The sequence below is a fragment of the Paenibacillus tritici genome, assembly GCF_018207515.1.
Taxonomy (GTDB): domain Bacteria; phylum Bacillota; class Bacilli; order Paenibacillales; family Paenibacillaceae; genus Paenibacillus_AQ; species Paenibacillus_AQ tritici.
The window spans coordinates 1,759,280-1,773,312 of record NZ_CP073365.1 but is presented as its reverse complement, the minus strand read 5'-3'; the positions used below and the strand labels follow the sequence as shown (position 1 = coordinate 1,773,312).

Here is a 14,033-nt window from a genome sequence, read left to right as displayed (position 1 = left end):
GCTCTCTTCCGTTAATTTGATTTATTTCTTCTGTATAGGATATAACTTCTGCCTACATAATTCAACGGAACGCTCCAGACATGGACCAGCCGGGTGAACGGCCAGAAGGCAAAGATTGCGAACCCTGACAGGATGTGAAGCTTGAAGGAGAAGGGCACTCCGCTCATCAGCGACGGGTCCGGCCGGAACAGGAACAAGCCGCGGAACCACACAGATATCGTATCCCGGTAATCGAACTCCGGCTGTACCACATTCGTGACAATAGTGGAGTACATCCCCATGAATACAATGAACAGGAGCAGCGAGTTGACAATCAGATCGGAGGCGCTGCTGAGCCGGCGGACATTCTTCAGTGTGAAGCGCCGTGAGGTCAGAATCAGCATCCCGAGCAGGGTAGCCGCACCGAAGATTCCTCCGATGTATACTGCGCCAATGTGGTACAGATGATCACTTACGCCTACGGCCTCCAGCCAGGATTTTGGAACGGCTAGCCCGCCGATGTGGCCGAGAATGACCGGCATGATGCCGAGATGGAACAGAATGCTGCCGAATTTCAGCTGTTTTTTCTCAATGAATTCACTGGATTTGGCCGTCCAGTTGAACTGATCCTTCCGGTAGCGGGCAATATGACCGCCGACAAACACCACCATACACATATAAGGGAAAATAACCCATAAAAACTGACCCGCCATATTCATTGACTCAGGGCCTCCTGTTCCGCACAAGCTTTGAAGGTATTACGCAAACCTCTAACCAGGTGATAATAAGGACTTTCATTACGCTCCAGCGCCGTGAGCAGATGATACGTGCCATCCTCCAGCACCGCAATCAGCATCCGGAAGTTCTCCGGCGCGCCTGGGATATCCAGCCACTCCGCGGCATATAGAAATTCGCACATCAGCGGCAAATAATCAGGCAGCTCACTCTCCGGCATGATTAGGCCGAACATTTCATACAGAAGCTTCAGCTTGGCGAGCATTTGCCCGCGTTCCTTGGCCTCCTCAAATTTGAAATAGGTCATATAGAGCGCACAGTCCTTCTGGAAATCAAAGGTAGCTGCATAATTCTCCTGAATCTCTTCCAGGCTGAAGCTCTGCATCTGCTGCCAATAGGTCTGCACATGGGCATAGCCCGGGTGATGGGGGTCAAACGCCTCTTCCAGCAGAGCCGGATGGAAATCCAGCTTCTCCGGGTACATGAGCTGCAGGGCGAAATAACCGAAGGATTGCTTATAATGATGCAGTTTGATCAGATCAATCACGCCAGATCCCCCCGTAGAAATTCTCTTCATACATCTCCTTGCCCGTCTTCATGGCATCACCGGAAGGGCTGGCCGGTCCGCAGCCGTCACAGCCGGAGCCGGAGCCCATATCGCCCATCCCGTTGCCGTAACCGGCTGAGCCTTGGGCACGGTAAGGGTTCATGTGCTGCTCCTTATGGGAGGTCGGGATAACGAAACGGTCTTCGTACTTGGCGATTGCGAGCAGCCGGTACATTTCCTCCGTCTGCTGTGCGGTCATACCGACCCGGTCAAGACGGCTGAGATCGAACTCCTGGCCGGTGGACTGGGCGCGCATATAGGAGCGCATCATCGCCATCCGCTGCAGAGCTTCCTTCACAGTCTCCGTATCGCCGGCTGTCAGCATGTTCGCCAGGTACTGGATAGGCGTACGCATCTCTTCGATCGCCGGGAAGATCATATCGGGATTCTTCAGCGAATCCTTGCCTTCAAAGTAATTCATGATCGGGCTAAGCGGCGGGACGTACCATACCATCGGCAGGGTCCGGTATTCCGGGTGAAGCGGGAAGGCCAGCTTGTGCTCAATCGCCAGCTTGTAGACCGGCGAGTTCTGGGCAGCCTCCAGCCAGTCCTCGGAGATGCCGTCTTTTCTGGCCTGAGCCATAATCTCCGGATCATGCGGATTCAGGAACAAATCACATTGTGCCTTATACAGATCCTTCTCGTCCGGGGTGGACGCCGCCTCAAGCACCTTGTCGGCATCATACAGCAGTACCCCGAGATAACGGATACGGCCGGTGCAGGTCTCGGAGCATACCGTTGGCAGACCTGCCTCCACACGAGGGAAGCAGAACGTGCATTTCTCCGCTTTGTTCGTCTGCCAGTTGAAGTACACCTTCTTATAAGGACAGCCTGTCATACAATATCTCCAGCCGCGGCAGGCCTCCTGGTCCACGAGGACAATGCCGTCCTCATCGCGTTTGTACATCGCGCCTGAAGGACAGGACGCCACGCAGCTCGGGTTCAGACAATGTTCGCACAGACGGGGCAAATAGATCATGAAGGATTTCTCGAAGTTGAACTTGATCTCTTCCTCGATCTTCTGAATGTTCGGGTCAAGCGGCCCGGTAACATGTGCGCCTGCCAGATCATCCTCCCAGTTCGGTCCCCATTCCAGGTCCATCTTCTCGCCCGTTACAGCAGAGTGGGCCCGTGCTACCGGGGAATGCTTCTGCTCCCCTGCATTCGTCAGATGCTCGTAGTTGTACGTCCACGGCTCATAATAATCCTTCATTTCCGGCATGTCGGGGTTGTAGAAAATCTTGCCAAGCGCGATCTTGGACAGCTTATTGCCGGATTTCAGCTCCAGCTTGCCCTTGCGCAGCTGCCAACCCCCCTTGTACAGCTCCTGGTCTTCCCAGCGCTTCGGATAACCGATGCCCGGCTTCGTCTCCACATTGTTGAACCACATATATTCCGCACCCTTGCGGTTCGTCCAGGTCGTCTTGCAGGTCACGCTGCAGGTGTGGCAGCCGATGCATTTATCCAGATTCATTACCATTGCCACTTGCGCTTTAATTTTCAAGCCAGTTGACCTCCTTCATTTTGCGGACGGCTACGTAGACATCACGCTGGTTGCCGATCGGACCGTAGTAGTTGAAGCCGTAGCTGAGCTGGGCATATCCGCCGACCATCTGGGTTGGCTTCAGATGAATCCGGGTTGGCGCATTGTGGCTTCCGCCGCGCGTATCCGTAATCTCGGAGCCCGGCACCTGAATATGCTTATCCTGGGCGTGATACATGAACATGGTGCCTCTGGGCATCCGGTGACTGACAACCGCTCGTGCCGTGACGACACCGTTACGGTTATAGACTTCAAGCCAGTCGTTGTCCGCAATGTCATGGGCTGCTGCATCCTCATTATTGATCCACACCGTCGGACCGCCGCGGAACAATGTCAGCATGTGCTGGTTGTCCTGATAGGTTGAATGGATATTCCATTTCCCGTGTGGTGTCAGATATCTCAGGACCAGCGCATCCATCCCGCCCTTCACTTCCTTGTCGCGCGGCCCGAAGACCATCGGAGGCAGTGTCGGCTTATAGACCGGCAGCGCTTCGCCGAACTGCTGGAAGATCTCATGGTCAATGTAGAAATGCTGTCTCCCCGTCAGGGTGCGGAACGGAACGAGACGTTCGATATTCGTAGTGAACGGTGAATAACGCCGCCCTTGCTTGTTCGAGCCGCTGAATACCGGTGTCGGAATCACTTCGCGCGGCTGGGCGGTGATGCTCTGGAACGTAATTTTCTCGGCGGCCCGGTCTGCCGAGATGTCGCGGAGCTCTACACCTGAATCCTGTTCTGCCGCAGCATAGGCCTTCTGGGAGACGCGGCCGTTGGTGGCTGAAGACAGATGAAGAATGGTATCCGCAGCCTGACGGGCGGTTTGCAGCTTCGGCAGTCCGTTTTTGATGGTTTCATCGTAATGCACGCCGCTGATCTTCTTAAGCTCCTCATATTCCTCAGCGACAGAGAAGCTGATGCCGTGCGCGCCGGCCTTACCGGTTGCCAGATTCGGTCCTAGCGAAGTGTATTTGTCATGAATCTGGGTGTAATCCCGCTCCACAATGGTGAAGTTCGGCATAGTTTTACCCGGAATGGCCGGCACTTCGCCCTTGGTCCAATCCTTGACCAGACCCATCGGCTGTGAAATTTCACTGATGGAGTCATGGCCCAGCGGAGACATCACCACATCTTTATAGACGCCAGGGAGCTGCGACTTCGCCATCTCGGAGAATACCTCTGATAATTGGCGGTAGATATCCCAGTCGGAACGGGATTCCCATAGCGGATTCACGGCCGGATTGAACGGATGGACGAACGGATGCATGTCGGTGGACGACAGATCTGTTTTCTCATACCAGGTTGCAGCAGGCAGCACAATATCCGCATACAGCGGCGTAGTCGTCATCCGGAAATCCAGGGCTACCATCAGATCCAGCTTGCCTTCCACATCCCCGCGCCAGACAATCTCCTCCGGCTTCTGTTCTTCATTCGGCTCCGCCAGCAGACCGTCCGAGGCTCCGAGCAAATGCTTCATGAAGTATTCCTGGCCTTTGGCAGAGCTTGAGATCAGGTTCGAGCGCCAGATGAACAGGGAGCGTGGGAAGTTCTCGGGTGCGCCAGGATCTTCCACAGCAAAACGTGTCTTCCGCGAGGTGATCTCTTCCACGGTGTGGCTGATAATCTCACTGTTCGTCTTCTTGCCCTGCTGCGCTGCTTCCTCGGCGAACAGCAGGCTGTTCTTGTTAAATTGCGGGAAGGAAGGCAGCCAGCCGAGACGCGCAGCCAGAACGTTGTAATCCGCCGGATGCTGGTAAGCTACATCCCCGCCTGTCGGCGATTTCAGCGAATCGGTGCCGCTCTCCTCATAACGCCACTGCTCTGTGGCAAAGTAGAAGAACGAGGTTGCGTTCTGCTGCCGCGACGGCCCCTGCCAGTCCTTGGCAAACGCAACAGTTGACCAGCCCTCAATCGGACGGCATTTCTCCTGGCCGACATAATGGGCCCAGCCGCCGCCGTTAACGCCCTGGGAGGCGGTCAGTACGACCAGATTCAGGATGGAGCGGTAGATGGTATCACTGTTGAACCAGTGGTTGATGCCTGCACCCATGATAATCATGGAGCGTCCGCCCGTCTCAATGGAGTTCTGGGCAAACTCACGGGCAATCTGAACGACTACACTTGCCTTCACGGTGGTAATCTTCTCTTGCCAGGCTGGAGTGTAATGGGACAGTTCATCCTCATACCCCTTGGCGTTCAGCAGACTGTCTCTGCGCTTAATGCCGTATTGGCTCATCATCAAATCGTATACGGTGGCTACATAACGTTCTGTACCGTCCGCAAGCTTCATCTTCCGGGCCGGAATGATCCGGCTGAACGTGCCGTTACCGGCATTGTCGAAATACGGGAACACGATTTCCGTCCATTCTTCCCCATGGCCTTCCATGGTCAGGGCCGGCTCGACCCTGCTGCCGTCCTCCCGCTCCAGAATCAGGTTCCACTTCTTGCCCTCTTCCCAGCGCTGCCCCATCGTACCGTTCGGAACCATCATCTCACCTGTAGCCTCATCGAAGATGACCGGCTTCCAGTCTGAATGCGGGGAGGCATCTCCAAGATCGCTCGCCCGCAGGAAACGTCCGCCCTTCAGGTGATCCTCATGGGGATCAAGCAGAATCAGGAACGGCATGTCGGTATACTGCTTCGCATAATTCAGGAACATCGGCTCCTGGCGTTCCTGGTAGAATTCCTGCAGGATGACATGCGTCATGGCCTGGGCAAGCGCTGCGTCCGAACCGGGATTCGGTGCCAGCCAATTGTCGGCGAATTTGACATTCTCGGCGAGATCCGGGGCTACCGACACGACCTTGGTTCCTTTATAACGCACTTCGGTCATGAAGTGGGCATCCGGCGTCCGGGTAAGCGGTACGTTCGAGCCCCACATCATCAGGTAACCGGCGTTGTACCAGTCCGAGGATTCCGGGACATCTGTCTGTTCGCCCCAGATCTGCGGCGAAGCCGGAGGAAGATCGGCATACCAGTCATAGAAGCTCAGCATTTGACCGCCCAGGAGCGAGATGAACCGTGCACCCGAAGCGTAGCTGACCATAGACATGGCCGGAATCGGGGTGAACCCGGCGATACGGTCGGGACCGTACTTACGGATCGTATAGATCAGCTGTGCCGCGATCAGCCGCAATGCGTCTTCCCAGGCTACCCGGACATGACCGCCTTTGCCGCGCGCCTTCTTATACAGGCTGGCCTTCCCGGGATCTTCCACAATACTGGCCCAGGCATCGACATAATTGTCATGCTCCTGGAGCGCCGTCTGCCACAGCCGCCACAGCTTCCCCCGGATATAAGGGTACTTCACGCGCAGCGGACTATATTCGTACCAGGAGAAGGTGGCTCCGCGGGGACAGCCGCGCGGTTCAAACTCCGGCATGTCCGGTCCGCAGGACGGATAGTCGATCTGCTGGTTCTCCCAGGTGATGATTCCGTTCTTCACGAACACCTTCCAGCTGCAGGAGCCTGTACAGTTGACCCCATGGGTGGTGCGTACTACTTTATCGTGAGACCAGCGCTGGCGGTACATATTCTCCCAATCTCTATTTTTCTCTTCAAGTATGGACCAGTTCCCGGAATAGCTCTCCACCGGCTTAAAAAAGTTAAGGCCGAATTTCTTCTTCATGTATCCAGAACACTCCTTTTCCGCGAATCTATTCAATTAATCTCATTATGGATCTACCCGGCCGCGCTTCCCATTAGGGAAACACCTATTGAACCTCGGGAATTCCCTCGATCTCAGCCCACAGCAAACAAGCCTTTCCCGCTGAGGAGAAAAGCTGTGATTCTGCATGGTACCTGCCGGGCAGGAGTCCCCATTAGGGAGTTCCCTCTTTATCCCCGGGGGAAGCTCTTAGCGGGAATTCCACTGCAGCCCTATGTGTTATACTGTGGAACATATGAAATCTTATAGGTGCAATACATGGGAGGATGAACAAGGATGTCAGGACCCTCACTGCGCCAGCTGCACGCCCATCATGCCATACATCAGGGCGGGCTCTCCGGCGCTGTAGCCAAGACAGAAGAAGTGGAAGAACTGCTGGAGATGAAGGAAGCCGAAGTGGCCCGCCAGGCGGCGGACCACCTGATTGAGTACTGGGAGACGCGGATTCTCAGCCATGCCGATGCGGAAGAAGACGGCTTTTATCAGGAGATGATTGCGAAGAATCCGGACCTGGAGGCACCCGTTATCCGGCTGAAGCGGGATCATGAGCTATTGCGGATCATCGTACAGGATGTCAAAGCCATGCTGGCGGAAGAAGGGCTTACTCCTGCGGTGCTTCACCAATTCCACGCGCTGCTGGTAGTGAATGCGATTCATAGCCGGGATGAGGAACGTCTTCTGTTCGGGGAGTAGCATGGCTGCTGCTCTCCTGCAGAATGGCACGCAGATCATCTCTATTCATTAACAGATCCTCAAGCGTATACTCGCCCAGTACCTGCAGATAGGCGTTCAGGGCTTTGCTCAGCACGCCTTTGAGTCTGCATACCGGGGAGATCGGACAACTGCCGCCTGCAGGCTGGAAGCATTCGACGAGATAGAAATCATCCTCCATCCGGCGCACGACCTCCCCGATATTGATCGTCTCCGGCGCACGCGCCAGCCTGATCCCTCCCCCGCGCCCTCTGACCGTTTCAATATAACCCGCCTTGCCGAGCTCATGCGACACCTTCATCAGATGATTCTTGGAGATGCCATAAGCACTGGAGATATCCTGTATAGTAGTCAGCTCTTCCCGCTGCTTCGCTCCGAGATACATGAGGATGCGCAAGGAGTAGTCGGTATATAACGTCAGCCTCATTCTCTTCTCTCCATTCTGTTTACAAATGCAATGCTGTCAACGGATTTCTGCCGCGAACAGCGGCTTCCATCAAGTCGATGTCATACGGACAGAAACAGCGTCCAATCTAGAAGGAAGTTGAGCAAGTCCCCCAGCAACAAAACAAGCAAGTGGAAAAAGGTAGTTTAATTTCTCGATTTCTGCCGATTATACGAAAGCAAGTGAAAAAACAGCATCTATATAACGCCGATTGGGCCTCTTTGGAAAAATTGCGAATAATTAAGTGCTGTTTATCCATCTGCTGGCCAGCCAGGACTCTTCCAGAGATCAGCAAGTGGAGAAAATCCACCTGTTATGCCCTCCCGTCGAAACTACGGAACCAACCATACCCTCCATCCAACTATACCACGCCATCTAACATCCCGGCTTGTGCACGTATAGCCAACAAGCGAAGAAGGAAGATACGCATTTCGCCTCAAGTAAGTGATATTTTTTACAGATGATATCATATTATTTGTCCATTTTGTTAAAGTGGTATTTTAAATATATCTTTTATCTTAAAAAGCGTATATATTAATTTTGTAATATATGGAGAGGGGATGATTGATATTTTATCACAACACACTCGTGACATTGTCAAATCCACAGCGCCAGTCCTGGCGGAACACGGTACTACGATTACAACGGTGTTTTACCGGAATCTGTTCGAGGCCCACCCGGAACTGCTGAATGTGTTCAACCACGCCAACCAGGCGCAAGGCCGCCAGCAGGCGGCACTGGCCAATGCGGTCTACGCCGCAGCAGTCCATATAGACAACCTGGAGAACATCCTTCCGGCGGTAGTCCAGATCGCGCACAAGCATGTCAGTCTCGGCATCAAGCCGGAGCATTACCCGATTGTCGGGGAATTCCTGCTGAAAGCCATCAAGGAAGTGCTGGGCGATGCTGCTACGGATGAGATCCTCAGTGCCTGGGAAGCGGCGTACGGCGTCATTGCCGGTGCGTTCATCGGCGTCGAAGACAGCATGTACAAGGAAGCGCGCGAACAGGACAATGGCTGGAACTTCTTCAAGCCTTTTACCGTTGTGCGTAAGGTTCAGGAGAGCGGCAGTATCACCTCGTTCTACCTGAAGCCGGCGGACGGCTTAGGCGTACCGGATTACAAGGCGGGCCAGTACATCTCGATCCGTGTGCTGATTCCCGGAGAGCAATACACCATGATCCGCCAATACAGCCTGTCGCAGGCTCCCCGGGCAGATGAATTCCGTATTTCCGTGAAGCGTGAAGAGACGAATGATCCGAATGGTGTAGTTTCCGTCTATCTCCATAACCAGGTGAATGAAGGAGATACTGTTGAGGTAAGCGCACCGGCCGGTGAATTCCTGCTGGATACGGCCGCAACCACACCTGTAGCCTTCATCTCAGGCGGCGTAGGTATTACCCCCATGATGAGTATGTTCGAGACCGTTGCAGCTGTAACACCGGACCGCAAAACCGTATTCCTGCATTCTGCAAGGAATGAATCGCTCGCCGCTTTCGTTAAGGATATTGAGAAACATGCTGCGGCCATGAGCAATGTACAGACCAGAACCTTCTACTCCGGCGGCCCGGATGGCGTCATCACTGGCGAAATCCTGAAGAGCTATGTAGATGTTACCGGAGATGCTTACGTATGCGGCCCTGTTCCTTTCATGGAAGCGATGATCGGAGAACTGCGGGCGCTCGGGATGAAGGATGAGCAGATTCATTACGAGTTCTTCGGACCCGCCCTTCAGCTAAGCAACGCGTAGAACCGATTTAATAAAAGCACACGGGCCGCCTGCCGAATTCTTAACCATTCGTAGGCGGCCCGTGTGCTTTTTAACGGGAGATCAGCCATTCATAAAGTACATTCGCATGGTTATGGATAGGGTCCTTCGCGGCATAGACCAGCGTAACCTGCTGCTTAACTGCCCGCTCCCGGATAGACTCAGCAAGTCTTACACATTCAGGATTCTCCTCCAGCTCCACTGTATAACGGTCCTTGAATACCGCGAACCGCTCCGGCAGGTGGCCGAACCACCGGCGCAGCTCCGGGCTTGGAGCAATCTCCTTCATCCACTCGTCTATCGCAGCCTGCTGTTTCGTAATTCCGCGCGCCCATAGCCTGTCCACCAGTATCCGGTACCCGTCCTCTGGCGCCGCAGGCTCATATATCCGCTTCAGACCTATAGCATATGGGGCTTCGGCGGCCTTGCGGCCGGAATGCTTCAACATTCAGTATCCCTCCTGACAACCACTAAATGCACTCAATATACCATGGAGCCTATGATCTGCCTACGCCCAGCCCCGTATATTCCTTCTCCATCGCAGATGGTATCGGTATTTGATTTTACAACATTAACCTGTAGGTTTAAAATTATCATTAATACTAATTCCGATCCTCCATGGGCTAAGAAAGGTGGTTAAGTAATGAAGATTCTGATCGTTGGCTATTTTAATGAGTCTGCACAATCAAATATTGTAAGGTATTTCCCGCAAGACTGGAACGTTGTGGTTGTCCCGCCCGAGGAAGAAATGCTGCATCATATTAAAGATTGCCAGGTGCTCATCCCTGAACATATTAAAGTGGATCACAGCCTGCTGGCTAACGCCCAAGAGTTAAAATTGGTTCAGACGGGTGCTGGATTTGATAATGTAGATATCCCTGCCTGTACACAGCTCGGGATCTGGGTGGCCAATGCTGCCGGAGTGAATGCACAGGCAGTGGCCGAGCACGTAATGGCACTGATCTTGTCTTATTATAAAAACATACCGTTTCTTGATAACTTCATGAAAAACAAGCGGGATGAACATCAACTGGACTATACAGGGAGTGAATTACAAGGCAAAACGATTGGAATTATCGGTCTGGGTGCTATCGGCAAAAAAGTAGCTGCGTTTTGCAGGGCTTTTGATATGAATGTACTGGCTTATGCGAGACATGGTGTTTCTCAGTCTGACGGTTTGGTGAACATGACAGATTTAGATACTCTTCTAAGCTCATCGGACATCGTCAGTGTACATGTACCTTTGACTCCGCAAACCAAACAGCTGATCAACAAAGAGGCATTCCAGAAAATGAAGAATACCAGTCTGTTCATCAATACAGCCCGCGGCGGTATTGTCCATGAAAGAGACTTGATGGATGCCTTGAAAAACGGGGATATTTCAGGCGCATGCCTGGATGTGTATGAATCAGAACCGCTTCCTATGGACAGCGGGCTCCGGAATCTGGGTAATGTGATCCTTACTCCTCATACCGCAGGAATGCCGGATGGCCGTAAATTCCATAAAAAAAGATATGATTTCTTCATCAATAACATAAAACGTGTAGACAATGGTGAAGAGCCTGAAAGCAAGCTCAATCAGTTATAATAGCTTCGGGTGCAGTAAAAGCTACTTTTTCAAATGCGCTAACCAGTTGCGCCACTGCTTCCGCCGCCTCCATAGCCGGTAGCCCCTGCGGACCATCTCCAGGACCAGCCGGGGAACCGGAAACATCCAGCGGGAGGCCACCGGCCGGTACAACTGGTAATACGCCTTCTTGTAATCCTCCCACATGCTGCAATCCTCTTGCTTCAGGAAATCGGATACGTCCACAATCAGGCCGCGGCCGTCTTGAAGCATTACATTCTTGGCATGGACATCATGCGGATGAAGCCCCTGTGCTCTGGCATACTGAAGGGCCTTGTCAATATCCTCTATCGCCTGTTCCGTGATCAGAATTCCCCGTTTCATAGAATCGTAGAAGGTGACCCCGTTCAGCCGTTTCAAGACCAGGAAGCCCGGTCCGGTATAATAGCATTCAGAGAATGCAGGATGGGGGCCGAGACGGCGGTACACCTCAGCTTCTTCCTCAAGGCCCGGCCTGCCCGGAGCATAGACCTTCACCGCATACTCCGCAGCCCCCGGATGATAAAAGACAGCGGCATAATTCCCGGTCCCGAGAAGCCTCCAGGGCTTGGGTACGCTGCGGACCTGCACCGGCTCCTGCGGATCAACACTTTCTACGATTACCTTGTCCAGCAGTTCACCTGTGATCTGCTCCAGCAGCTTCTCCATTTCTACTCACCCCGCAGCTCTGTTCAATTGTTACTCTATCCGTCTAGTTTACGACAAAACAAGAGAATCAGCTAATTCGTCTCCGCTCCCTACAACAAGCAAGTGGAAAAAGGTATCCTAATTTGTTGATTTCGGCGGATTGTGGGTAAGCAAGTGGAAAAACAGCATCTGCTATTGATGGTTTTCGCTACTTTGGGTGAAATGGAGTTAGCTAAGTGCTGTTTTTCCAACTACTGACCCAGTAGCTCCTATTCGCTCATCAGTAAGTGTAGGAAATCCAACTAATCCAACTAATTCCGGTCTCTAGCATCCGGCTTGCCAATTTAGGAGGTACAGCAAATTCTAACAGGCACGCTCAACAAAAAAAGGGCTGTCCCCATCAGCCATATCATGACTTTGGGGACAGCCCTCTCTGGATATGAATTGGTTAAGCCTCAGCCAGGCAGCTTCAGCTCTATTACTTGGCGGCCTGATAAGCGGCCAGGAATTCTTTTACCTTGGCCGGATCGGCCTTCAGTTCATTTCCGGTGTCGATCAGCGGGCTGACCGTGGAGACGGCTTTGATCTTTTTCCCCTTATAGAAGGCCAGAATCTCATCCTGATTGATGGAGTAGAGTACAGCCTTGCGGAGATCTGTGCTGTTTGCTACATCGCGGTTCTTGGTGTTGAACAGCAGGTAGCTCATCGCGTTGCTCGGAATGCTCTTCAGCTGCAGCTTGCTGTCCCCTTCAACCACATCATATTTGGTCTCCGGCACACCATAGTATACATAAATTTCACCGCTGCGCAGAGCGGACAAGGTGCTGTCAGCGTCGGCAATAAAGCGTACATTGACCTGATTGATCAGCGCTTCGTTGTCTGTTCCTTTTTGATAAACCGGGTTCTTCAGGAAGACTCCTTCGTAGTCATTCTTGTAAGACAGAATGTAAGGACCGCTGGCATACAGCTTGTTGTCGTACTTGTCGCCTTCTGTAACGGTATTCTGGTCACCATAAGGGATATCCTTGTTGACATCGAAGGTAGCTACATCATAGGTGTTGATGCTCTCAACCTGCTTCTTGGACACAATACCGGCCGATTGATGCGCCAGATAATTCAGCACCTGCGGAAAAGGCTCGGTCGTCGTCAGCTTGACCACCTGATATTTGCCCTGCTTGTTGTTGGCCTGCTTCTTGTCGCTTACGAGTTCGGAGATTGGCGCTTCAAGCCCCTGCTCCAGCGCTTCCTTGACCGTCCCCTTACCGCCTGCCTGCTTAATGGAGCCGAGAGCGTTCAGGTCAGTGAACACCTCAACCTTGTTGATATGCTCATGCAGACTGTAGGTACGGTGATCCGGCACGGAATCCTTATTCTTGGCACGGTCCAGGGAGAACACGACATCGTCGCCGCCTACACGTTCTCCGGTATCCACCGCTTTTTTATTCTCGATCTTGGCGAAGTTGATGTCGTCGCGCAGGATGAAATAGTAGTCCTGATTACCGTCTGCAATACTATAGTTGCGGGACAGCGAAGCGTCGGAAGTGATTTTGTCATCATCCGTCAGGTTGACCAGGCGCACATACATATTCGTATTCAGCTGGTTGATCGAACCGTCATTTCCTTTGATCGGGTCCAGGGAAGTCAGGTTGGATAACGCCTGGGACAGAATCAGCGGAGTGGTCGCACGTTTGGCAGTATCAATGAAGTCTATATCCTCCCAGGCCAGGGCGCGGGATTTGGACAGTCTCACAGAATCGGCCTTCAGTACCTCTTTGTTGACGGCCTGGCTTTTGAGGGAGATATACAGCGGAGCGATACGGGCTTCATCGAACACCAGACGCTGCTCGAAATCCTTGTATGTCTGCACATATTCTTCCGGCGTCTGCGCGGCTGCTTTGTTAATCAGCGTATCCAGCTCGGCATCGGACTGAATGCTGTAGTCCCCGCCGGTGGTGAACAGCGATCTCACTGCATAATCGGGATTCCCTGTAACGGTAGTCCAGCCGGAGAGCGACACATCGAAGTTGCCTGCATCCTCCTGGGCCTTGAAGCTGGCATAATCGGGCTGAATATTCAGCTTCACGTTGAATCCGTTCTTGGTCAGCTGATCTCTGACAATATTCAGGTCAGATTCATTGCTGCTCATGCCAAGCACTTCAATATTAACCGGTGTCCCCTCGCCCGCAGGCGCAGTTGCCGGAGCTTCAGAAGAAGAGGGTTCAGCCTTATTGCCGGTGCTATCCGATTTGGTTGCTACAGAGCAGCCGCTAAGGATCAGTACCAGAGTCAGCAGCAGAGCCAGTGTGAATTTTGTTTTCATTACAGT

Annotated in this window: 11 protein-coding genes; 3 read left to right on the top strand and 8 right to left on the bottom strand. The window is 52.9% G+C overall.

Features of this window, described 5'->3' with window-relative positions:
- Nucleotides 1-11: 11 nt before the first annotated feature.
- From narI to KDC22_RS07530, 4 genes are read right to left on the bottom strand one after another with little or no spacing between them, the layout of a single operon-like run.
- Entirely contained in the window at nt 12-698 is a 687-nt protein-coding gene (gene narI / locus KDC22_RS07545; protein ID WP_173131007.1) for a respiratory nitrate reductase subunit gamma, read from the bottom strand.
- Nucleotides 695-1,261: a nitrate reductase molybdenum cofactor assembly chaperone gene (narJ, locus tag KDC22_RS07540; protein WP_173131004.1), complete on the bottom strand. Its 567-nt coding sequence runs from the start codon at nt 1,259-1,261 to the stop codon at nt 695-697. The genes narI and narJ overlap by 4 nt, the downstream gene beginning before the upstream one ends.
- A complete protein-coding gene (gene narH, locus KDC22_RS07535; RefSeq protein ID WP_173131001.1) occupies nt 1,254-2,825 on the bottom strand; it encodes a nitrate reductase subunit beta in 1,572 nt (523 codons plus the stop codon). Before narH ends, narJ begins: the two co-directional genes overlap by 8 nt.
- A complete protein-coding gene (locus KDC22_RS07530; RefSeq protein WP_211722587.1) occupies nt 2,815-6,489 on the bottom strand; it encodes a nitrate reductase subunit alpha in 3,675 nt (1,224 codons plus the stop codon). Before KDC22_RS07530 ends, narH begins: the two co-directional genes overlap by 11 nt.
- A gap of 315 nt (nt 6,490-6,804) precedes the next feature.
- On the opposite strand from KDC22_RS07530, the gene KDC22_RS07525 reads away from it, so the two are divergent.
- The gene (locus KDC22_RS07525; RefSeq protein WP_173130995.1) at nt 6,805-7,221 is read left to right on the top strand and encodes a hemerythrin domain-containing protein; all 417 of its coding nucleotides are present in this window, start codon (nt 6,805-6,807) and stop codon (nt 7,219-7,221) included.
- Here KDC22_RS07525 and KDC22_RS07520 read toward each other — a convergent pair.
- Nucleotides 7,130-7,666 (bottom strand): RrF2 family transcriptional regulator, encoded by a 537-nt coding sequence (locus tag KDC22_RS07520; RefSeq protein WP_211722586.1) that lies wholly within the window; start codon nt 7,664-7,666, stop codon nt 7,130-7,132. The genes KDC22_RS07525 and KDC22_RS07520 overlap by 92 nt on opposite strands.
- 587 nt (nt 7,667-8,253) lie before the next feature.
- On the opposite strand from KDC22_RS07520, the gene hmpA reads away from it, so the two are divergent.
- Nucleotides 8,254-9,435: an NO-inducible flavohemoprotein gene (hmpA, locus tag KDC22_RS07515; protein WP_211723934.1), complete on the top strand. Its 1,182-nt coding sequence runs from the start codon at nt 8,254-8,256 to the stop codon at nt 9,433-9,435.
- Nucleotides 9,436-9,505: 70 nt separating this feature from the next.
- On the opposite strand, the gene KDC22_RS07510 is transcribed toward hmpA, so the two are convergent.
- Nucleotides 9,506-9,901, bottom strand: coding sequence for a DUF488 domain-containing protein (locus KDC22_RS07510; protein WP_211722585.1), 396 nt, complete (start codon nt 9,899-9,901; stop codon nt 9,506-9,508).
- A gap of 195 nt (nt 9,902-10,096) precedes the next feature.
- Here KDC22_RS07510 and KDC22_RS07505 point away from each other — a divergent pair, with 195 nt between their 5' ends.
- Complete coding sequence (locus tag KDC22_RS07505; protein ID WP_211722584.1) at nt 10,097-11,041, top strand: NAD(P)-dependent oxidoreductase; 945 nt, start codon at nt 10,097-10,099, stop codon at nt 11,039-11,041.
- 21 nt (nt 11,042-11,062) lie between these two features.
- On the opposite strand, the gene KDC22_RS07500 is transcribed toward KDC22_RS07505, so the two are convergent.
- Both KDC22_RS07500 and KDC22_RS07495 read right to left on the bottom strand, forming a co-directional pair.
- Entirely contained in the window at nt 11,063-11,728 is a 666-nt protein-coding gene (locus tag KDC22_RS07500; RefSeq protein WP_211722583.1) for a serine/threonine protein kinase, read from the bottom strand.
- A gap of 457 nt (nt 11,729-12,185) precedes the next feature.
- Nucleotides 12,186-14,027 carry an ABC transporter substrate-binding protein gene (locus KDC22_RS07495; protein ID WP_211722582.1) on the bottom strand — a complete coding sequence of 614 codons (1,842 nt, stop codon included), beginning with the start codon at nt 14,025-14,027 and terminating at the stop codon, nt 12,186-12,188.
- Nucleotides 14,028-14,033: the final 6 nt, after the last annotated feature.